At 60.2% G+C, this 19,013-nt stretch carries 23 protein-coding genes and 2 tRNA genes; 18 read left to right on the top strand and 7 right to left on the bottom strand.

Going from position 1 to position 19,013, the window contains the following annotated elements; genetic code table 11:
* Position 1: 1 nt before the first annotated feature.
* Together FGM15_04875 and FGM15_04880 are read right to left on the bottom strand one after the other, a co-directional pair.
* Positions 2–577: a peptidylprolyl isomerase gene (locus FGM15_04875; protein ID MBU3665198.1), complete on the bottom strand. Its 576-nt coding sequence runs from the start codon at positions 575–577 to the stop codon at positions 2–4.
* Positions 578–706: 129 nt separating this feature from the next.
* The gene (locus tag FGM15_04880) at positions 707–925 is read right to left on the bottom strand and encodes a DUF3820 family protein (GenBank protein MBU3665199.1); all 219 of its coding nucleotides are present in this window, start codon (positions 923–925) and stop codon (positions 707–709) included.
* On the opposite strand from FGM15_04880, the gene FGM15_04885 reads away from it, so the two are divergent.
* Genes FGM15_04885 through FGM15_04905 form a run of 5 tightly spaced genes read left to right on the top strand, consistent with a single transcriptional unit; the run spans position 876 to position 3,727 of the window.
* Positions 876–1,313: a hypothetical protein gene (locus FGM15_04885; protein ID MBU3665200.1), complete on the top strand. Its 438-nt coding sequence runs from the start codon at positions 876–878 to the stop codon at positions 1,311–1,313. The genes FGM15_04880 and FGM15_04885 overlap by 50 nt on opposite strands.
* On the top strand, positions 1,288–1,698 hold the full coding sequence (locus FGM15_04890; protein MBU3665201.1) for a PIN domain-containing protein: 411 nt from the start codon (positions 1,288–1,290) through the stop codon (positions 1,696–1,698). The genes FGM15_04885 and FGM15_04890 overlap by 26 nt, the downstream gene beginning before the upstream one ends.
* A 52-nt stretch (positions 1,699–1,750) precedes the next feature.
* On the top strand, positions 1,751–2,623 hold the full coding sequence (locus tag FGM15_04895; protein ID MBU3665202.1) for a hypothetical protein: 873 nt from the start codon (positions 1,751–1,753) through the stop codon (positions 2,621–2,623).
* Complete coding sequence (locus FGM15_04900) at positions 2,616–3,185, top strand: chromate transporter (protein MBU3665203.1); 570 nt, start codon at positions 2,616–2,618, stop codon at positions 3,183–3,185. The genes FGM15_04895 and FGM15_04900 overlap by 8 nt, the downstream gene beginning before the upstream one ends.
* On the top strand, positions 3,182–3,727 hold the full coding sequence (locus tag FGM15_04905; protein ID MBU3665204.1) for a chromate transporter: 546 nt from the start codon (positions 3,182–3,184) through the stop codon (positions 3,725–3,727). The genes FGM15_04900 and FGM15_04905 overlap by 4 nt, the downstream gene beginning before the upstream one ends.
* 11 nt (positions 3,728–3,738) lie before the next feature.
* Here FGM15_04905 and FGM15_04910 read toward each other — a convergent pair whose 3' ends face one another.
* Positions 3,739–5,025, bottom strand: coding sequence for an FtsX-like permease family protein (locus FGM15_04910; protein MBU3665205.1), 1,287 nt, complete (start codon positions 5,023–5,025; stop codon positions 3,739–3,741).
* 154 nt (positions 5,026–5,179) lie between these two features.
* Between FGM15_04910 and fabG the strand changes: the two genes are divergently transcribed.
* The 8 genes from fabG to FGM15_04950 all read left to right on the top strand — a co-directional run bounded on the left by fabG (position 5,180) and on the right by FGM15_04950 (position 12,780).
* Positions 5,180–5,929 (top strand): 3-oxoacyl-[acyl-carrier-protein] reductase, encoded by a 750-nt coding sequence (fabG, locus tag FGM15_04915; GenBank protein MBU3665206.1) that lies wholly within the window; start codon positions 5,180–5,182, stop codon positions 5,927–5,929.
* Between the two features lie 17 nt (positions 5,930–5,946).
* Complete coding sequence (gene sixA, locus FGM15_04920) at positions 5,947–6,420, top strand: phosphohistidine phosphatase SixA (protein ID MBU3665207.1); 474 nt, start codon at positions 5,947–5,949, stop codon at positions 6,418–6,420.
* A 62-nt stretch (positions 6,421–6,482) separates the two neighbouring features.
* The gene (locus tag FGM15_04925) at positions 6,483–7,298 is read left to right on the top strand and encodes a hypothetical protein (protein MBU3665208.1); all 816 of its coding nucleotides are present in this window, start codon (positions 6,483–6,485) and stop codon (positions 7,296–7,298) included.
* The gene (locus tag FGM15_04930; GenBank protein MBU3665209.1) at positions 7,295–8,263 is read left to right on the top strand and encodes a hypothetical protein; all 969 of its coding nucleotides are present in this window, start codon (positions 7,295–7,297) and stop codon (positions 8,261–8,263) included. Before FGM15_04925 ends, FGM15_04930 begins: the two co-directional genes overlap by 4 nt.
* 1 nt (position 8,264) lies before the next feature.
* Positions 8,265–8,888: a MotA/TolQ/ExbB proton channel family protein gene (locus tag FGM15_04935; protein ID MBU3665210.1), complete on the top strand. Its 624-nt coding sequence runs from the start codon at positions 8,265–8,267 to the stop codon at positions 8,886–8,888.
* 7 nt (positions 8,889–8,895) lie between these two features.
* Entirely contained in the window at positions 8,896–9,318 is a 423-nt protein-coding gene (locus FGM15_04940; GenBank protein MBU3665211.1) for a biopolymer transporter ExbD, read from the top strand.
* Between the two features lie 4 nt (positions 9,319–9,322).
* Positions 9,323–9,874 carry a peptide deformylase gene (def, locus tag FGM15_04945; protein ID MBU3665212.1) on the top strand — a complete coding sequence of 184 codons (552 nt, stop codon included), beginning with the start codon at positions 9,323–9,325 and terminating at the stop codon, positions 9,872–9,874.
* Between the two features lie 59 nt (positions 9,875–9,933).
* On the top strand, positions 9,934–12,780 hold the full coding sequence (locus FGM15_04950; GenBank protein MBU3665213.1) for a DUF2723 domain-containing protein: 2,847 nt from the start codon (positions 9,934–9,936) through the stop codon (positions 12,778–12,780).
* A gap of 6 nt (positions 12,781–12,786) precedes the next feature.
* Here FGM15_04950 and FGM15_04955 read toward each other — a convergent pair whose 3' ends face one another.
* The 4 genes from FGM15_04955 to FGM15_04970 form a co-directional block, all read right to left on the bottom strand.
* Positions 12,787–13,473: a class I SAM-dependent methyltransferase gene (locus FGM15_04955; GenBank protein ID MBU3665214.1), complete on the bottom strand. Its 687-nt coding sequence runs from the start codon at positions 13,471–13,473 to the stop codon at positions 12,787–12,789.
* Positions 13,474–14,046 carry an orotate phosphoribosyltransferase gene (locus FGM15_04960; protein ID MBU3665215.1) on the bottom strand — a complete coding sequence of 191 codons (573 nt, stop codon included), beginning with the start codon at positions 14,044–14,046 and terminating at the stop codon, positions 13,474–13,476.
* Complete coding sequence (locus FGM15_04965; protein ID MBU3665216.1) at positions 14,043–14,843, bottom strand: ParA family protein; 801 nt, start codon at positions 14,841–14,843, stop codon at positions 14,043–14,045. Before FGM15_04965 ends, FGM15_04960 begins: the two co-directional genes overlap by 4 nt.
* 78 nt (positions 14,844–14,921) lie before the next feature.
* Positions 14,922–16,106 (bottom strand): hypothetical protein, encoded by a 1,185-nt coding sequence (locus tag FGM15_04970; protein MBU3665217.1) that lies wholly within the window; start codon positions 16,104–16,106, stop codon positions 14,922–14,924.
* A 44-nt stretch (positions 16,107–16,150) separates the two neighbouring features.
* Between FGM15_04970 and FGM15_04975 the strand changes: the two genes are divergently transcribed.
* The 5 genes from FGM15_04975 to FGM15_04995 all read left to right on the top strand — a co-directional run bounded on the left by FGM15_04975 (position 16,151) and on the right by FGM15_04995 (position 19,004).
* A complete protein-coding gene (locus FGM15_04975; GenBank protein ID MBU3665218.1) occupies positions 16,151–16,939 on the top strand; it encodes a TIGR00282 family metallophosphoesterase in 789 nt (262 codons plus the stop codon).
* 408 nt (positions 16,940–17,347) lie between these two features.
* Positions 17,348–17,423, top strand: a tRNA-Thr gene (locus tag FGM15_04980).
* Positions 17,424–17,474: 51 nt separating this feature from the next.
* A complete protein-coding gene (tuf, locus tag FGM15_04985; protein ID MBU3665219.1) occupies positions 17,475–18,659 on the top strand; it encodes an elongation factor Tu in 1,185 nt (394 codons plus the stop codon).
* Between the two features lie 17 nt (positions 18,660–18,676).
* Positions 18,677–18,749, top strand: a tRNA-Trp gene (locus tag FGM15_04990).
* Positions 18,750–18,785: 36 nt separating this feature from the next.
* Positions 18,786–19,004: a preprotein translocase subunit SecE gene (locus tag FGM15_04995; GenBank protein ID MBU3665220.1), complete on the top strand. Its 219-nt coding sequence runs from the start codon at positions 18,786–18,788 to the stop codon at positions 19,002–19,004.
* Positions 19,005–19,013 lie beyond the last annotated feature (9 nt).

Raw genomic sequence — 19,013 nt, forward strand, 5'->3', positions numbered from 1 at the left:
TTCAGTGGCAGCCGCAACCGCCGCCATCACCATGGCCGTGGCCACCGCAGCATCCGCCGTCGTCGTGTTTATGGCCATCTCCCCCGCAGCAACCGTCATGCTCGTGGGAATGCGCATGATGCACATGCCCGTGCGAAATTTCCTCGGGCGTTGCGGGTCGCACATCGCGGATGGTGACTTGGAAAGTCAGGGTCTCGCCAGCAAGCGGATGGTTTGCGTCCACGGTGATGGTGTCGCCATCGACGCCGACCACGACAACATTGTCTGTGCCGTGTTCGCTCGTGGCCCGGAAGCGCATGCCGGGCTTGATCTCGGCGCCCGCCGGAAAAATCGAGCGGTCAACCTGTCCCATGCGCCGCTCGTCGCGCAGGCCGTAGGCTTCGACAGGCGGCACGGTGACGTTGAGTTCGCTGCCGGCCGTTTTGCCTTCGAGAGCTTTTTCCAATCCGGGAATGATGCTGGCATATCCGTGCACATAAGCCATGGGCCCGCCTTGGGCGGAGCTGTCGAGGACTTCGGAACGGCTGTTACGGACTTCATAGTCGAAGAAAACGGCGTGGTCTTTGGTGATTTTCATGAAGGAAGTATTGAGTGATTCAGTGTTTGGTATTCGGTGAGTTTCAGAATGGGTGAAGTAAACGCGGTTGGGGCTTTACTGAAAACTGTAAACTGAGCGCTGAAAACTCCGCGTTGCGTGGTGTCGCGGTCATTTTCTCAGCGGCGCGAAGGCGTGGTCCGCGCCTTGGCGTTTGGCTTCGAGGACAATTTGCAGGAGGCGCCCGAGATCGCCAGCCGGCCAACCTTTTTGCTCGAACCAGCAGAGGTATTCGGCAGGAAGGTCGTAAAGTTTGCGGCCCGCGAATTTTCCGAATGGCATGGTCCATGTGCGGAGCTTTTCCCAGTCGGCGGCGGCTTGCGCGTCCATCGGGGGGATGATGGCGCAGGCCGCCGCGCGATGCCAAGAATCACCGGAATTCGCAGGGATTTTTCGGAAGAAAATCTTGCAGGGAACGGCGAAATGCCATACCAAGTATGGCATGAAGATGACCATGCACATTGACGAGGAGCTTTTGGAGAGGGTTATGGCGGCACACGGTTGCGAGAGCAAAACGGAAGCCGTGGATATGGCCTTGCGGGAGATGGCGCGGAAAGCCGGATTCCGGGCCATCGTCTCCAAGCCGAGTCCGTTTACTCCGGCCGAGCTGAGGGCTGCGGTCGAGCCGTCTTACGACGTGGCAGCACTGCGTGCCGCGGAACCGGGAGCGACATACAAGGCGCCGAGAATCCATGGAAAGCGGAAGCGTTCTCGTTGACAGCAATGTCTATATCGGGCTGCTGCGAAGAGGGCTCGATCCGGTCGAGGTGCTCGGGGATTGGGCCGGCCCGGCAGATCTTGCCACGTGCGGAATGGTGCGTCTCGAGGTCGAACGGGGGCTTCGTGTCGAGCGTGTGCGGAGGCATATGAGCGCGTTTTTCGACGTGCTCATCATGATCCCGACCGGAAATCCGGCATGGGCGCGGGCGACCGAGTTGGCGTGGTCTCTCGACCGTCGCGGGATTACTTTGCCTGCGCAGGATTGCCTCATTGCCGCCTGTGCCCAGGCAGCGGGTGCCGCGGTGCTCACCGACGACCGGCACTTCGACTACATCGCACGGCTGGAAGTGCTCCGTCCGTCCGACGAACTGGACCGCTGGTAAATTAGCGGACAGATTCGCTTTTTGCGGTGCGGGGTGCTTTATTTCGGGGGCCATGCCCGATTTTGCCGACGACCCCTCCAATAGTCCTCATGACGACCTGCACTACCGGGAATATAAAATCCTGCTGCGGCCGGAACGATTTGCTTCGCCGCAGGGCTTCAAGGATTTCTGGCAGGTGGTGAAGCGCGTGGCCAAGGAGCTTGACGTGCGTTTGGAGGAGTCCGAACACGCTTTTGCCAACCAAGTGCGGGAGGTGCTGTTTTTCGACACGCCGGAGTTCGATCTCTACAACAACCATTTCATCGTGAGGCTGCGCACGCTCTACAAGGAAGGCTGGCCGGCGGGCACGCCGGAGCTGACCGTGAAATTCCGGCATCCGGAATTCGAAAAGGCGGCGGAGGTCGATGTGCGTCCCGCTTTGGCAGGCGAGACGCGGATCAAGTTCAAAGAGGAGCTTTTGCCCCGTCCCGACCGGTTGGGCGATATACGTTCCATCTACTCGCACAATTCGGTGCTGGCGCTTCCGCGAGAGGCCATGAATTTCGCGCTCAAGAATATCACGCATGCGTTCCCGGCGTTCCGTTCGATCGAGCAAAAAGGCGATGAGCCGATAGAGTTGGTCAACGACATGGCCGTCGAGGAGGTGCAGGTGAATGCCGGTGTTTCACATTTCGGGCACCACTACAACGGCAAGACCACGATCGCCGTCTGGCGGAGCCGCAAGCTCGAGCAGCCGGTCTGCGGCGAATTTGCATTCCAGTGCAAGTTCAACCGGTCGGATGATGTCCATGCCATGACGCTCGAGAAAGCGGAGACATTCCACCGCGAGTTGCAGAAGACCGCAGCCGACTGGGTGATGCTGGGCACGACAAAAACTGCGCTGGTCTACGGTCTGGGCAACAAGCCGGTGGTCAACCATGAGTGACCAAACTCCGGTTGTTCAGCGGGTTTCGCTTGCGCGCATCTTCGGGGTGTTCGCGCTCATCGGCGTGACGAGCTTCGGCGGTGGCATTGTTGCCTATCTTCGCCGTGCGCTGGTGGAAAAGGAAGGCTGGCTCGATGCGGAGGAATTCATGGCTGCTCTGGAAATCGCGCAGACTTTGCCGGGGCTTAATTCGACAAATATGAGTGTCATTGTCGGCCGGAAACTGCGCGGTGCGATCGGTGCCGTGGTGGCCGTGTTGGGCATGGTTTTGCCAGGGGCGCTGATTGTCACCATTCTCGGCTTTGCCTACGTCGCTTTGCGCAAGGAACCGGGGATCAGTCTCGTCCTGACCGGCGTTGCTGCCGCGGCCACCGGCCTTCTTTTGCAGGTGACGCTGAAGATCGGCTGGAAGCAATTGATCCGCGCGAAGGATCTCGTGTTTGTCATCATCGTTTTTGTATTGGCGGGCGTTTTTCATGTCTCTCTGCTCGTCACGCTTGTCACTTTGGCCCCGTTGGCGATCTGGATGAACCGGCCCGGAACGGAAAAGGAGGGGGCATGACAAAGGTAGTCAGCTTGATCAACGTTTTTGCCCTGCTTTCGCTTCTTGCAGTGGGCGGGGGAACGGCCGTGCTCCCGGAAATGAAGCATGACACGGTGGTGTCGCATCATTGGGTGACGGCGCAGCAGTTCGCGGAGATTTACAGTCTCGGGCAGTTGGCGCCCGGCCCCAACATGACGTGCGTCATCCTCGTCGGCTACGAGGTTGCCGGCTTCGCGGGTCTTCTCGCGGTGCTCTTTGCCTTCTTCTTTCCTGCATGCCTGCTCTGCTATTTTGTCAGCCAGATGTGGGACGCTGCGGCGGGCTCTCCCTGGCGTGATGCCGTGCAGCGGGGGATGGCGCCGATCGTCATTGGTCTGATGCTGGCGGGATGCTACGCGCTCGGAAAAACAGCGAGTTTCAATCCCGCGCGAGGATGGGAATTCAACTTGATAACTGTCGGGATCGGCACGGCGGTAGCAGTGATCTTGAGCGTCACGCGCATCAATCCGGCGCTGACGATCCTCGGTGGCGGGTTGGCCGGGTATCTCTTGCTTGGGTAGAGAGCGGCGCCCTACTCGTAACGCAGGGCGCTGACAGGATCCATCCGTGCGGCGAACCATGCGGGGATAATCGCGGCGACGGTGCAGATGAGGAATGCGCTGGCGCAGATGATCGCGATGTCGGACGGCACGATTTCCGCGGGGATCTCGGAAAACTGGTAGATGGACTTCGGGAAGATCTCGATGCCGAGCACGCCGGAAAGCCAGTTGCTCACTTGGTTGCGGTATTGCACGAGCCAGATGCCGGTGCCGAGTCCGATAAGTGTTCCAAAAATGCCGACGACGATGCCTTGGCCTACAAAGATGCCGATGATCTGACCGGTGCGCGCGCCAAGCGCCTTGAGGATTCCGATTTCGCGCGTCTTTTGGACTGTGACCGTTATGAGGGTGTTCATGATGCCGAAAGCCGCGACGATGACAATGAACAGCAGGATAAAAAACATCACATTGCGCTCCATGTGGATGGCTTCGAAGAGGTCGCGGTTCATGTCCATCCAGGTCGAGATGTTCGGGGAGGGATCGACCGCGGCATAGATGGCTTCGCGCACCGCAGCGGCCTGATAGGGGTGAACGGTTTTGATGGTGAGGCCGTGCACGCCGTCACCGAGGCCGTAGAGTTCTTGGCCGATGTGCAGGGGAACCAAGAGAAATTCGGAGTCATAAAGGTAGCGGCCGGACTCGAAAATTCCTGTCACCGTGAGTTCCAGCGGCAGCACCATTTCGCGGAGTTGCGAGGCGTCCTTCGTCTCGGCTTTGCCCGACTCGAGTTTGTTGATCTCGTTGACTATCTCCGTCAAGTTGCCGGGCGAATAAACGGTGATTTTGTCACCGATGCCGACGCCCAGTATTCCGGCAAGCGCGGACCCGACCACGGTCTCGTCTCCGTCGAGCTTCAACTCGCCGGCGACCATGAATTCCTGCAGGTTGGTGACGGCCTTCTCCGATTCGGCGTCGATCGCGCGCACCTTGGGTGCCATGCGGCGTCCCTCGAATTCGGCGAGCACCGGGCCTTGGACAAACGGCGCCACGCCGGTGACCCCCGGAACCGCGCGTATCTGCGCCGCTTGCGTTGGCCAGTCCGCAAGGATGGTCTCGCCCCCAGCGACGAGATGCGCGTCGAAGCCCAGGACCTTCCGCCGCAACTCCTGCTCGAAACCGGTCATCACCGAAATCACCAGGATCAGGACCATGATTCCCAATGTCACCCCGAGTATGGAGATAACCGTGATGAGGCTGAGAAAGGTGCGCTTCGGTTTGAGATAGCGCAGCGCGAGGAAAAAGCTGAACGGCTTGGTCATACAAGAATCTTCACTGCTCAGGGTTTGCTGAGCAGCCGAAGTGAGGCCTGAGTCTTCCGCAGGCGGCCGGCGGAGGCAATGGATTTGCTGAGGACGCCCTGTCGGCGTGGTTGGGGTTTACGCGCAGGGGCGCGGCTGCTAATTAAGGCGCTTTATGAGCAAGCAATTTGAAGGACAGGTGGCGATTGTGACGGGGGCCGGTCGTGGTATCGGTGAGGCTATTGCGCGGCGCTTGGCCGACGAGGGAGCAAAAATCGCCGTGGTCAGCCGCACCGAGACAAATGCGGCGAAGACCGCGGATGCAATCAATGCGGCGCGCGCCGATGCGGCCAAGGCCTACGCCGTCGATGTTGCCGACTTCGATGCGGTTCAGGAGCTGGCGGATGCCATCATCCGCGACTTCGGCAAGGTGGACATCCTCGTCAACAATGCCGGACTGACGCGCGACGGCCTTAGCATGCGGATGAGCAGCGAGGACTGGGATGTTGTGGTCGACACGAATTTGAAGGGCGCGTTCAACTTTATCCGCGCGGTGCAGCGGCCGATGGCCAAGCAGCGCAGCGGCCGTATCATCAACATCAGCTCGGTGAGCGGCATCATGGGCAATGCGGGGCAAGCAAACTACGCTGCGAGCAAGGCGGGGTTGATCGGCCTGACCAAAACAATCGCCCGCGAGCTTTCCAGCCGCGGTGTCACTGTCAATGCCGTCGCTCCCGGATTCATCGAGACGGATATGACCAACGTGCTGCCCGAGAGTATCCGCACCGCGGTCGTGGAGCGTGTTCCTTTGGGGCGGTTTGGAAAGCCCGAAGATATCGCGTCTGCAGTGGCCTTTCTCGCCGGGGCCGAAGCCGGTTACATCACGGGGCAGGCCCTCGTGGTCGATGGCGGCATGGTGATGTAGGCGCCACGCGGGATTCCATGCTTCTTTATCTCCTCAGGCATGCCGAGGCGGAGGTCCTCGCGTCGCGCGATTACGAGCGACGCCTAACGGACAAGGGGCGGGTGCAAGCAGGACGCGTCGGCAAGTTCTGCCGCCAACACAAGATCAGGCCCGATGTTCTTCTCTCCAGTCCCGTGGTGAGGGCTGCGGAAACGGCCGGACTCGTCGCGAGCGAGCTGGGGAAAATCGAGCCGGTTGAAGTTCCGTGGGCCGCCTGTGGCATGGACCCGTGGCGTGCAATGGAAGAACTGCAAGCCTACGGAAAATTTGCGTCAGTGATGCTCGTGGGGCACCAGCCGGATTTGGGCGGACTGGCGGCGGCGCTGCTCGGCATGGGTGATGTCGGCAAGTTGCATGTCCGCAAGGCGCTGCTCATCGCGATCGACGTCCACGGCAGGCCGGCCCCGGACGCCGGCGCTCTGGAATTCTTTCTGCCGGTCAAGTTGATGTAGCCGGACGGCTTGACGGTGTTTCAGTTTCCCGGTTGCGACCAAAGAGCGAACAGCCTGCAGCAATGATCAATCTGCGAGCTACCTTGGAATGCGGTCAAGTGTTTCATTGGGACGAACGCGAGGACGGAACGTGGGAGGGATTGATCGGGAGCATGCATGCCGTAGTCCGCGAAGATGACGGCGCGCTGACCATTCTCAAAGGGCGGGAGCCATCGGTCCGGAACTACTTCGCGATGGACCACGATTTGAGTTCGATTTACGCGAGTTTTCCCGGCGACCAGACCATGGGTGCGGCCTTGGAGTTTTGCCGGGGGCTGCGAATAATCCGGCAACCGACGTGGGAGTGCCTGGCCACGTTTATCACTTCCTCGATGAAACAAGTCGCACATATCCGCCAAATGTCTTTCGCGTTGCGCGCGCGTTTCGGCGGCCGCGTGCAGGGAACAAGCCTTCGTTGCTATCCCGGGGCGGCTGCTTTGGCAGATGCCGATGAAGATGACTTGCGGGCCTGCGGGCTCGGGTTTCGCGCCAAGACCCTGCATGCCACGGCGCGGCGCGTGGCGTCGGGCGAGGCCGATCTCGAAAAGTGGAAGGCTCTCGATGATCCAACCCTGTGCGATGCGCTCTGCACTCTGCCGGGAGTCGGCCGGAAGGTGGCCAACTGCGTGATTCTTTTTGCCTACGGACGGCTTTCGGCCTTTCCAGTGGATGTCTGGATCGCACGCATCTTGCAGCGGCATTACTGGCGTGGACGCGGGAAGGTTTCGCCTGCGGTTTTGGAAAAGCGGATGGCACGGCGGTTCGGTCCGCACGCGGGCTACGCACAACAGTATTTGTTTCATCATGCGCGTATCACGGAGGGAAGGAGGGGAAGATGACCACGGTGCGCACTGCAGGGCGTCAGACTGACCGGCGCAAAGCGACGCGGGCGCTGCTGCTATCCGTGCTCATTCACGTGGCTCTCATCCTGACCATCGCATGGTTTTATGCGAGCGGGGCATTCGAGCCATCGGCTCCGGTGGACGAGGTCTCGATCACGCTGATCCAGCCGCCCGCCGAGCCGGAGAAAAATTCGCGATTCATCGACACGTCGGCACCCGAATCGCAGCCGGATGAAAATGCACGTTTCGAATCCGACCGCGACACGGCGGCTGCATCGCCCGATGCGGCCAAGGGAGGGGAGGCATTGCCCTCGCAAGATGGGAGTGATCAGAAGTTTCTCGAACTCGAGCAGCAGGCGCTCGCGCTGGCAAAGCCCGACACGGCGCCACCTGCGCCGGAGGTCCCACCTGCGCCGCCGAAACCGCCCGAACCCGTGGAACCGCAACCCACGCCCGCGGAAAGGACAGAAAGCCAACTTCCGCAGCCGGAGGAGTCGATCGCAGTGTCAGCTCCGACACCCAAGCCGAAGCCGAAGGAACCGCGAGAAACGCAGCCGCCGCAACCCTCGGCGAAACCCTCATTCCAGCGCTACGCGCGTCCGACCCGGATCAGCGGAAGCGTCAGCAATCGCGGTCGCGCGGCCGTGGCATCCATGGCAACACCTCTAGGGCGCTATCGCAAGGCAATCAGCGACGCGATCGGCTCGAGTTGGTATCATTTCATCGGACCAAGGATGGATCTTTTCAGCTACGGCACGGTATCCGTGGTTTTCACCGTGGACCGGACCGGCAAAGTCCGGCAACCGCGCGTCATCTCGAACAGCTCCAACGAAAGTTTTGAAATCGTCACGCTCGAGTCTATCCTCGCCGCCGAGATACCTCCGATTCCACCGGACATTTTGCCGACGCTGGAAGGCGGGCAGATCGAAATAGACTACACCTTCAGTATCATCACGAATTGACATGACACAGGCCCTGCATGCAGCGTTCGAATTTTTTGCCCGCGGAGGATTATTCATGGCCCTCCTGCTCGTGTTGTCCATCGCCGCGCTTGCGGTGATTTTGTTCCGCGCGGCGGCGCTGCGGGTGAATTTGATATTTCCCCGCGATCTTGAGACAGCGGTCGAGGCGTTGCAGCCTGGCGAGTCTCTCGAGAACCTCGTTTTCCTGGCCAAGTCGAGTCCCACGCCACTTGGAAGGATTCTGTCCGTGTGCCTGGAGCACCTGCGCTGGCCGCGTCAGGAGAACGTCGAGGCCGTCCAAATGCGTGCCCGCCACGAGATCGTGCGGATGGAAAGCGGCCTCGTCCTGCTCGAGGTTGCCACGGGCATAGCACCGTTGCTAGGCCTGCTTGGAACGTTGTCGGGGTTGGTCGGAATTTTCTCGAATATCGGCGAGGGCGGTGATCCCGCGGCCGTGGCGCGTGGAATTTCCGAGGCTTTGAATACGACCATCGTGGGTCTTGCCGTGGCCGTGGTCTGTCTCGTGGCCTACAATTATTTCCAGCGCAAGGTCGAGACCATGGCGGTCTCGCTCGAGGGTGCGGCGGCCGACCTCATGGCCAAGTGCTACGGCGCGGAGGGGTGACCGCGCGATGAAGTTCTACACGCGCAAGCGGCGGGCGCCGAATGTCATCATCGTCTCGCTGATCGACATCCTTGTCATTCTGCTGATTTTTTTCATCGTCACGACGTCATTCAAAAAGGGTCTGCCGCAGTTGAAGATCGCTTTGCCCGAGTCGAAGTCGGCCGTCAAGGGCGAGTCCGCCGAGTCGCCGGTTATTCTCGAAGTAAAAGACGAGCAGTCTTTGCAATTGGACGGCAAGCCGATTGCCTTGGATGGATTGGCCGAGGAATTACGACGCGCCAACGAGGCGGACCCCAAGCGAGGCATCGCGCTGCAAGCGGACGAGGGTGTTCCCTTTCGTGTGATAGTGCGCATCATCGACGCCCTGCGGGAGGCCGGGATCCGGAATCTGCCGGCCTTCGCTCGTCCTCCCGGCGAGGCCCAGCCCTGATCCCATGCTTGCCATCACAAAACTCGGTCATCCCGTTCTTCGCGCCAAGGCCGAGCCCGTTGCGCAGGTGGACGACGCATTGCGCCGGCTTGCCGCCGATATGCTCGAAGCGATGTATTCGCACGACGGTTGCGGACTTGCGGCAAATCAAGTCGGTGTCGCCCGACGCATCATCGTGATCGACACGCGTGAGGCGAAAAAGCGTCCCAGCGTGTTGCGCATCGGCGGCAAATCGCGGCCGGTGCACAAACACATGCCGATGGTGCTGGTGAACCCGGAGATCGAGCTTTGTGCGGAACGCGAGATAGGGAGCGAGGCATGCCTGAGCATTCCCGGCGTGCACGGCGACGTGGAGCGTTCAGCGATGGTTCGTGTCCGGGGCACGGATCTCGATGGCGCGCCGGTCGAGTTCGAGGCGGAGGGCTTGCTTTCCCGAGCCCTTCAGCACGAGGTTGATCACCTGGACGGCATCTTGTTCATCGACCGGCTGACTCCGGCCGATCGCAAGCGGGTGGCTGACGAGCTTCACCAGCTCGCGGGCGGAATGGTCGGGTAGCAAAGTGCGTCGCGCTTGTCTCCGGCCCGCCGAATGTGTTTGCTGAGCTTTTGACCTATATGGCCCGAACCAACGAACCCGAGGACGCGGACTTGCGCGAGAATCTTTTCCAACGCATCGACTGGTGGACCGCCTTGTCAGCGACGTTGGTCAGCGGTGCGGTCTATTTCTACACGGCGCAGCCGAATGTCGGTTTGCTGGATTCCGGAGAGTTTATCGCGGCGGCCCAGCACTTCGGTGTTCCGCATCCGACGGGCTATCCGTTGTGGACGCTGCTCGCGTGGCTTTTTCAACTCCTGCCAATCGGCAATGCGGCGTGGGAGGTCAATCTGTTCAGCGGGCTCTGCGGCGCGCTTGCGGTCGGGGCGACCACGCTCCTCGCCTCGAGCATGTTGCGGTGGATGATGCCGTGGTGGGGTGGAGACGGGCGCACATCCACTTTGCCCCAAATGATGATCGCGCTCATCGCTGGAAGTTGCGGGCTGCTGTTCGCTTTCAGCTTCTCGTTTTGGACGCAGGCGGTGATTGCAGAGGTTTACACGCTGCACGGGCTTCTCGTGGGGTTGTTCCTCATCTCGCTTTACTGTTGGGTCCGGCGGCCGCTGCTCGACCTTCCGATTCTTGCGACGTTTTTCACTTTTGCTTTGTGCATGAGCAACCACCACTTGACGCTGGCGCTGGCTCCTCTGCCGCTCCTGGTTCCCTTGCTCGTCCGCCGCAGCGTCTTTTGGGATGTGCTTGTCGCCTCGCTGGTGAGTGCCGCGCTGGTTTACCTCGGGTTCGCCTGGCTTTCGAACGACGCGACAACTTGGTCCACCGCGGTGCGCTTTTTCTACTTCGCGATGCTCGGCCTCATCATCCTGCTCGTGCTCAAGTGGCGTCGCGCTGACCTCAAGATCGTTTTGCTCGTCCCGGTGGCGGTTATTGCCGGTCTTTTGCCCTACGCCTACATGCCGTTGGCGTCTTCGACGAATCCTCCGATGAACTGGGGTTACACCAGCACGCCGGAAGGGTTCTTTTACTCGATCAACCGCACGCAATACGCCGGCAGTCTCTCCGACCTGATCGTGCGCACGCTTGGAAAGGGCATGGGCACCGCTCCGGAGAAGCCGCCGGAGCCGCAGGATCCGGAGCGCGTCTCGACTTTGGAGATCGGGCGCGAGTTCGTTGCTTTTTACACCGGCAAGCTCATCGAGAACTTCACGCCGTGGTGCATCGTGGCTTTTTTTGCTTCGGTGCTGGCCGTTTTCCGTCTGCCCCTGCGTCAAAGAACTTTTCTTTACGTGCTGCTCATCGGCTTTTTGCTCGCTGCATTCTTGCAGCCCGTGATGGAGCGCACGGAAACAACCATCGATTCATGGTCGCTGCAGTTTCCGTATCACGGCTATGCCTATCTTCTTTTCGCCCTGATCTGCGCCGTCGGAACGGGTTACGTGTTGGCGCGGGCTGTGTCGGCGAGGCCCGCAATTCGCTACGCGGCATTTCTTCTGCCTCTGTTGCCCTTGTGGACTGGTATCCGCAACGCTCCGCTCTGCAGCCAACGCGATCACTGGTTCGGCTGGGACTACGGTCACGACATGTTGAAAGACCTGCCTAAGAACGCGTTTGTTTTCGGCGGAACCGATCCCGGCCGCTTTGTGCCGACCTACATGATTCTCGGCGAAAGTTTCGTCGATCCGAAATATCGGCGCGATCCCGGCTTCGACCGCCGCGATCTCGTGATCGTCACCCAGAACGCGCTGGCCGACGCGTTTTACCAGAGATATATCCACGACCATTACGCGCCGGGGCGTCCCAAAGCCAAGGGCTGGTTCGAAAAATGGCTGGGTCGCGACAAGCAGTATCCGCCGGATGACACAATCATGCCGAGTGAGCGTGAGCTGATGGAGATAGTCACCAAGGTGACCACCAGTCTTCCGCCCGGTGCGAATCCGCAGGATCCCAACGTCGGAATTCTATACCACGCCGCCATCGCGCAGTGGATTTTCGAAAAGAACAAGGACAAGCGCGACTTTTTCATCGAGGAAAGCTTCCCGATGGAGTGGACTTACGCTTACGCAATTCCCAACGGGCTGAGTTACCGACTGAACAAGGAGCCTCTGCAAACACTGCCGCCCGAAGTTGTGGAGGAGGATTTCCGCTATTGGAACGCCTATGTGGACCGGTTGCTCGGCGACAAGAACTACCACGAGGATTTCGACGCCAAGCGCTCTTTTTCCAAATTGCGCAATTCCACCGGAAACATTTACCGCGCGCGCGGAATGTGGCCCGAGGCGGAGCGCGCCTACCGCCAAGCCTTGCAGCTCCACCCGAACAACATGGAGTCCCTCGTGGCGCTCAGCGATATCCTCCGTGCGCAAAAGCGATGGGATGAAATGGCTGCGATTTGGGACAAAGCCATCGAGGGCGATCCGCGCAACCGTGCGGTGCGCAAAGCCCGCCAACGGGTGGTGCGCCTGCGCGAAGCGGACCGTGAAATCGAGGTGCTGCGGGCAGACTTGGCCGCAAACCCGAACAATCCGGAAGCAGTCTTCAACTTGCTGCGTCTTTACATGGAGACCGGCCAAACCAACCTCGTGGATCAGCAGATCACGCAATCCATGCGCGACTTCGGCGAGAGTCCGGACTTTCTCAAGTTCGCTGTCGATTTCTGCAACAACAACGGGCAATGGAAGGCGGGCCTTGGTCCTGCACGCAAGCTGACCGCCGTGCAAACGAACGATCCCGGTGTCTGGTTGGCTTTGGCTCGCTTCGAGTTCGCCAATCGCGAGATGAATCCTTTCCTCGAATCTGCGCGAAAGGCCGTTCAGTTAGGGGGCGTTCAGGCACGTGCCGCCCTGGCCAACGATCCGATGTATGCGATGATCCGCGGCACACCGGAGTTCCGGCAACTGATCGGCCAATAGGACCTTTCAGGCGGAGAACCGGAACAGGCTGTAGAAACCCTTCGGAGCGGTGAACAGCACCGACGCGTCCCGAAAACCGCCCGCCCGGGCCATGGCGCCGTATTCCTCCGGCCTTTCCGGAAAATCGGAGGTGCTCACATGCCTCCAAAGCTGTTCGCGTTGCACCTCGGAGAAATTGGCGTAGTCGGTGTCCATGCTTTGATGCCAACGCGCGAGGTAATCTTCCCGCGTTTCTCCGCCGCGTAGCACCGGTTCGAAAAGGTAAAGACTGCCGCCGGGATTCGTGGCCCGGTAGAGATGTTTCATCACATCGCCTTTCGTGTGGTGCTCAAAGTGATGCAGGGACAGCCCGAGGTAAATGATGTCATGGCCATGATGTCCGGTCCGCAGAAAACCCGTGAAGTCGGTCTCACGGAATGAGGACACGCAATCAAGCGCGGCCATATTGTTGCGCGCAAGCGCGAGGGCAGGGGCCGAGAAGTCCACTCCTGTGTAGGCTTCGACCCGCGTGCCGGCGAGGAGTCGCGAGGTCAATTGGGCGTCACCGCAGGCGAGATCGAGAAAAGTAAACGGTTTTGTCACGGCAAGCAGTTCACCGCGCAGAATTTCGCCGACCTCGCGATGATGCAGGGTGTTCCGCTCGATGCAGAGCCGGTAGGTCTCCCAATGCGAAAAAAACGCGAGGACGTCCATTCACTTGCTGCCCGGCTTTATTGCTGGGGTGCCGGCCAAGTCCGGCGGCAGGGCATCGGGAGGAAATGTTTCAGGATTCATTTCGACAAGACCGGTGAAGGGGAAATTCATCGCGGGGAGTTGTCCGCCCGAGCGGTTCACCAGGCAGGCGGCCGCCACGACGGTGCCGCCGTGCTGTTTCACAATATCGACCGTTTCCATCAGGCGTCCGCCTCGTGTGACGACGTCCTCGATCACAAGGAAGCGCTCGCCGGGTGCGATGGCGAATCCGCGCCGCAGCACGAGAGCGCCGTTGTCGTCCTTCTCGGCAAAAATGTGCGGCTTGCCGAGTTGGCGGGCTACTTCCTGTCCGACCAAGATGCCGCCGAGGGCGGGGGAAATCACCGTATCGAAGTCGGTCTCGCGCAGGCGGCCGGCCAGCTCGCCGCAGACTTGGTCCGCCACTTGCGAATCCCGGAGAAGCAGGGCGCATTGGAAAAATTCACGGCTGTGCAGCCCGGAGCGGAGGACGAAATGGCCGTGAAGCAGGGCTTTGGTTTTGCGGAAAAGATCGAGGATGTCGTTTTGGTTCATGATGCGGGTGCGTTGACGAATGAAAGATCTGCTTCGTGGCGTTTGATGAATTCCGCGGCGAGTTCACCGTAGGCTTTGGCGCCGGTGCCGTGGGGGTCGTGCTCGAAAATGGTCCGTCCGAAACTCGGCGCCTCGCTCAAGCGCACAGAGCGGGGAATGACAGTTTCATAAAGCACCTCTTGGAAATGGTCGCGGACATCCTTGACCACCGCCTCGGACAAGTTGGTCCGTCGGTCGAACATGGTCATGAGCAGACCGGAGAGCGTCAGCCCGGGGTTGGCGCCGGACTCGCGAATTTGGCCCATGACAAACATCAGTTTTCCGAGCCCCTCGAGTGCGTAGTATTCGCATTGCACGGGGACAAGGAGCTGGTCGGCGGCGACGAGAGCATTGGTCATCAGGATGCCCAGCGAAGGCGGGCAATCAAGGATGGCAAAGTCGAAGGCGCCCTCGTCGCGCAGCGGTTGCAACGCACGCCGCAATTGCTGCAGATGGTCCTCCATCCGCGCCACTTCAATTTCGAGTCCTGCAAGGTCGATGTTTGCCGCGACCAGCGAAAGGCCGGCAATGCGCGTGGGGGTAAGGCAGGAGCGGATGTCGGCGGCTCCGGTGAGGGGACCGTAAAGCGTGGGCGGATTCTGTGCTTCTGCGCCCACGGCGCTGGTGGCGTTGCCCTGCGGGTCAAGGTCGATGAGCAGGACGCGTTTGTTGCGTCTGGCAAGTCCGGCCGCGAGGTTGACCGACGTGGTGGTCTTGCCGACGCCGCCTTTCTGGTTGGCCACCGCGAGGATTTTCATGACCGGAGTTTTTAAACCACGGACGGCACAAATGGCACGGATGGAATTTTTGGTCGGGTCGATCCGCGCCATTCCCGGTCAATTGTTTCCGTAGTGGGCCTCCAGCCCTTCGGCCACAGATCGTGCGTATTCGCGGAAGATGCTTTCGCGAGGCGTGCCCGCGACGATGCGAGCCCCGCGGTAATCGCCCAACTGGATGCGGTCGTGGACCTCGCGATTGTTCATCACATACGGCTCAAGGTAAATGACCGGGCACTCGAATAGGCGATTTGCGAGCAGGTTGCGCGCCCAGATGTAGGGCGAACCGCCAACGTTGATGGCGGAGTTCGAGAGGTAAGTGTATGGCGGTAGTCCTGTCGCTTGTGCCATGGAGCGTGCCACGCTGCGTGACAGGGCGACCTCTTCGTCGTAGGAACGGTTGAGCAGTTTGACCATGAGGTCATAACGCTGATCCTCGTAGGCGAGTTCGTCCGGGCTGTAGCATCCGCTCACGAGTAGGTGCAGGTGGTTTTCGCCGACGAGCGTGGGGTTTGCGGGATCACCCCAGCCCTCGGCGTTGAAGTGCAGGGCCAGGACCAGATCGGGTTTGATGTGCTCGTTGACCTTCTTCGCTCGGGCGCGGATTTCGCCGGTGCGGTAGAAAAGACGTTCGGCCTCCGATTTGAGCGAAGCCGGTGTGATGCTCCGACCTTGGTCCCGCAGGGAGGCGGACGCCTCGCCGCGAAGTTGTTCCGGACGAAGTTTCGTTGCCGGCTTCGATCCTTCACGCGTGAGGTGCACTTTGGCGCCGCGGCTCTCGAGTTCCTGCTTGAGGAGGCGCGCCACCTGCAGCGTCATGTCCCCCTCGGTGACCGGTTTGTTTGCGCCGATCTGGAACCATCGCTCTTCCATGCGTGCCCACGGGCCGCCGAGGTGACCCGGATCCAAAGCGATGACCATTCCGTCGAGACTCAGCCGCCTTTCCCAATACCGGGGCACGGGCTTGGCGCTATCTGCGCCGGGCGCAAACTCGAGACGGAATGGCGGCTTGCCGGCAGCTATCGAAACACAGACTCCGGCGTTGTCGATTTTGAAATACTCGCTCCATCCCCCGCGCGGCGCGTAAACCTGCGTGAGCAGGCGGGTGAATTCGTCTTTTGTGATTGTGTGCTGGAATTTTCCGAGAGCCAGCCAGTCTGGTTGAGGGGCGAGCGGCGTGAGTTTCTGCGCGCAGGCGCAGGCGGCGAGCAGGAGGAAAGCAAAAGCGGTGCGGACGAATTGCATGGCGGCGAAAGCGGGGAATCTCTATGCCTTTCGGCTCGAAATCAATGATCCGGATACTTTTTTTGGGAGACGTGGTCGGTGAACCCGGTCGCAAGGCTCTGACCAAGCGGCTGCGCGGCTTGCAGGAGGAGCTGTGCGCCGATTTTACGGTCGTGAACGGCGAGAACGCTGCCGGAGGACGCGGTATCAGCGGCAAGCAGTGCATCGAGCTGCTCAAGGCCGGCGCAACGGTGATTACCACCGGCGATCATGTGTGGGATCAAAAAGATTTGCCCGCCTACATTGAAACCGAGCCGCGGCTGCTGCGGCCGTGCAATTATCCGGAAGGAACGCCGGGTTCAGGCTCGGTGGTGCTTGAGACGCCGAAAGGTCCGGTCGGCGTGATCAATGTGCGCGGACTGACATATCTCAACCCGCCGTTGGACAACCCGTTCCACTCTGCGATGGCCGTGGTGGAAAAAATGCGCCAGTCAACAAAGGTCATCTTTGTCGATTTTCATGCGGAGACAACGAGCGAGAAAATCGCGCTTGGCCGTTACTTGGACGGCAACGTTTCCGCCGTTGTCGGCACGCACACGCATGTGCAGACGGCGGACGAGCAGATTTTTCCCGGCGGGACTGCGTTTCTCTGCGATGCCGGAATGTGCGGAGCGGCAGACTCCATTCTCGGAAGGACCAAGGAATCCATCCTCCGCCGTTTCCTTACCGGAATGCCGACCACGTTGCCCGTGGCGGGTGGCGCGGTCCAGATTTGCGGGGTGCAGGTCGATGTAGATGAGGCGAGCGGCCGCGCTACAGCGATAAGCCGAGTGCAGGAGACAGTGTTGGTCTGAATTGGTGACACGCGCCTCAGGTGCCGGGACGGATCTTGCCGCGATAGATCGTGGTTGAGATATAGCCGAGCCATCAAACTCCGCCTCCACGCGCTTTTTCTGCTCGCATCTTTCGTATTGCCTCCCGCCTGTCAGAGCGACGAGCAGGCTCCGGCCAAGTTTTTGTCCCGCTGATCTTCCTCCGCTTTCTCAACAGACTCTTGGTGACCGGAAGTGTCGGATCTGTGAAAAACTCCTTTGACACAGGACAGCTTCAGAGGCATAAAGGTCGGACGCTGCGAAATAGTCGCGCAGTCCGCAAGCCGTGAATTCGCAAATCGGGCGGGTTGACGGTCGCGGGCTGCTTCGCCTTTTTTGACGCCGCGAAAATACACCGAAACCATCAACCTTAAATATTTTGCGGAATTTGCCCATGTAGCTCAGTTGGTAGAGCACGTCCTTGGTAAGGACGAGGTCACCGGTTCAATCCCGGTCATGGGCTCCAGCCGCGCGCGGCGCAAAATTCGCAACACCAAACCAAAACAAACCAAGCACTATGGCTAAGGATACGTTCAAACGCGACAAACCCCACGTCAACATCGGCACGATCGGCCACGTGGACCACGGCAAAACCACGCTCACCGCGGCGATCACCACCGTGCTCGCCAAGGCCGGCAAAGCGCAAGCCCGCGGCTACGCGGACATCGATGCGGCTCCGGAAGAAAAAGAGCGCGGCATCACGATCAACACCGCGCACGTGGAATACGAGAGCGACAAGCGTCACTACGCGCACGTCGATTGCCCCGGCCACGCCGACTACATCAAGAACATGATCACCGGCGCGGCCCAAATGGACGGCGCCATCCTCGTGGTCAGCGCCGCTGACGGCCCGATGCCGCAGACCCGCGAGCACATCCTGCTCGCCCGCCAGGTCGGCGTGCCTTCGATCGTCGTGTTCATGAACAAGTGCGACATGGTCGATGATCCCGAACTCCTCGACCTCGTCGAGATGGAAATCCGCGATCTTCTCAGCAAATACGAGTTCCCGGGCGACAAGATCCCGATCGTCAAGGGTTCCGCCCTCAAGGCCCTCAATGGCGACGCGGAAGGCGAGAAAGCCATCATGGCCCTCATCGATGCGGTGGACAGCTACATTCCCGAACCGCAGCGTCCGCTAGATCAGCCGTTCCTCATGCCGATCGAGGACGTGTTCAACATTGAAGGTCGCGGCACCGTTTGCACCGGCCGTGTCGAGCGCGGCAAGCTCAAGAAGATGGAGGAAATCGAGATCGTCGGCATCAAGCCCACGGCCAAAACGACGGTCACCGACATCGAAATGTTCCGCAAGCTTCTCGACGAGGCGCTCGCGGGCGACAACATCGGCGCCCTGCTCCGCGGTGTGAAAAAAGAAGACGTCGAGCGCGGCCAAGTGCTGGCCAAGCCCGGTTCGATAACTCCGCACAAAAAATTCAAGGCCGAGGTTTACATCCTCAGCAAGGACGAGGGGGGGCGTCACACGCCGTTCTTCTCCAACTACCGTCCGCAATTTTACTTCCGCACGACTGACGTGACCGGAACCGTGAAGCTGCCTGACGGCGTGGAAATGGTGATGCCGGGCGACAACATCTCGATGGAAGTCGAGTTGATTACGCCGATCGCCATGGAAAAAACCATTCGTTTCGCCATCCGCGAGGGCGGCCGCACCGTCGGCGCCGGTCGCGTTTCGGAGATTCTGGACTAATATCGGAGGACACGCACAGGCCAGTAGCTCAATTGGTAGAGTAGCGGTCTCCAAAACCGTCGGTTGGGGGTTCGAGTCCCTCCTGGCCTGCTCTCCCGACCGCTCCGGCCCTCGCGTCTCCAGCAAATGTTCCGCAAAGCCAAAACTTTCATCGCCGAAGTCCGCACCGAGCTGGGCAAATGCACCTGGCCGTGGGATCCGAAAGAAAAAGGATTCCGCCGGTTCAAGGAATTGTCCGACTCCACTGTCGTTGTCATCGTCGCAATGCTGATTTTGGGCGGATACATCGCGTTCTTCGACCTCATGCTCGTCAACGTTGTCGGTTGGCTGACCCGCCCGGCATAATCACGCCCC

The organism is Chthoniobacterales bacterium (assembly GCA_018883245.1).
Taxonomy (GTDB): Bacteria; Verrucomicrobiota; Verrucomicrobiia; order Chthoniobacterales; family JACTMZ01; genus JACTMZ01.

Coding starts and splice junctions, on each gene's coding strand:
- fabG (MBU3665206.1), top strand. CDS start 5,180: ATGAGCAAGCAATTTGAAGGACAGGTGGCGATTGTGACGGGGGCCGGT.
- sixA (MBU3665207.1), top strand. CDS start 5,947: ATGCTTCTTTATCTCCTCAGGCATGCCGAGGCGGAGGTCCTCGCGTCG.
- FGM15_04960 (MBU3665215.1), bottom strand. CDS start 14,046: ATGAACCAAAACGACATCCTCGATCTTTTCCGCAAAACCAAAGCCCTG.
- FGM15_04930 (MBU3665209.1), top strand. CDS start 7,295: ATGACCACGGTGCGCACTGCAGGGCGTCAGACTGACCGGCGCAAAGCG.
- FGM15_04900 (MBU3665203.1), top strand. CDS start 2,616: ATGAGTGACCAAACTCCGGTTGTTCAGCGGGTTTCGCTTGCGCGCATC.
- FGM15_04955 (MBU3665214.1), bottom strand. CDS start 13,473: ATGGACGTCCTCGCGTTTTTTTCGCATTGGGAGACCTACCGGCTCTGC.
- FGM15_04995 (MBU3665220.1), top strand. CDS start 18,786: ATGTTCCGCAAAGCCAAAACTTTCATCGCCGAAGTCCGCACCGAGCTG.
- FGM15_04895 (MBU3665202.1), top strand. CDS start 1,751: ATGCCCGATTTTGCCGACGACCCCTCCAATAGTCCTCATGACGACCTG.
- tuf (MBU3665219.1), top strand. CDS start 17,475: ATGGCTAAGGATACGTTCAAACGCGACAAACCCCACGTCAACATCGGC.
- FGM15_04975 (MBU3665218.1), top strand. CDS start 16,151: ATGATCCGGATACTTTTTTTGGGAGACGTGGTCGGTGAACCCGGTCGC.
- FGM15_04910 (MBU3665205.1), bottom strand. CDS start 5,025: ATGACCAAGCCGTTCAGCTTTTTCCTCGCGCTGCGCTATCTCAAACCG.
- FGM15_04890 (MBU3665201.1), top strand. CDS start 1,288: ATGGAAAGCGGAAGCGTTCTCGTTGACAGCAATGTCTATATCGGGCTG.
- FGM15_04950 (MBU3665213.1), top strand. CDS start 9,934: ATGGCCCGAACCAACGAACCCGAGGACGCGGACTTGCGCGAGAATCTT.
- FGM15_04925 (MBU3665208.1), top strand. CDS start 6,483: ATGATCAATCTGCGAGCTACCTTGGAATGCGGTCAAGTGTTTCATTGG.
- FGM15_04940 (MBU3665211.1), top strand. CDS start 8,896: ATGAAGTTCTACACGCGCAAGCGGCGGGCGCCGAATGTCATCATCGTC.
- FGM15_04880 (MBU3665199.1), bottom strand. CDS start 925: ATGGACGCGCAAGCCGCCGCCGACTGGGAAAAGCTCCGCACATGGACC.
- FGM15_04885 (MBU3665200.1), top strand. CDS start 876: ATGGTCCATGTGCGGAGCTTTTCCCAGTCGGCGGCGGCTTGCGCGTCC.
- FGM15_04970 (MBU3665217.1), bottom strand. CDS start 16,106: ATGCAATTCGTCCGCACCGCTTTTGCTTTCCTCCTGCTCGCCGCCTGC.
- FGM15_04875 (MBU3665198.1), bottom strand. CDS start 577: ATGAAAATCACCAAAGACCACGCCGTTTTCTTCGACTATGAAGTCCGT.
- FGM15_04905 (MBU3665204.1), top strand. CDS start 3,182: ATGACAAAGGTAGTCAGCTTGATCAACGTTTTTGCCCTGCTTTCGCTT.
- FGM15_04965 (MBU3665216.1), bottom strand. CDS start 14,843: ATGAAAATCCTCGCGGTGGCCAACCAGAAAGGCGGCGTCGGCAAGACC.
- FGM15_04935 (MBU3665210.1), top strand. CDS start 8,265: ATGACACAGGCCCTGCATGCAGCGTTCGAATTTTTTGCCCGCGGAGGA.
- def (MBU3665212.1), top strand. CDS start 9,323: ATGCTTGCCATCACAAAACTCGGTCATCCCGTTCTTCGCGCCAAGGCC.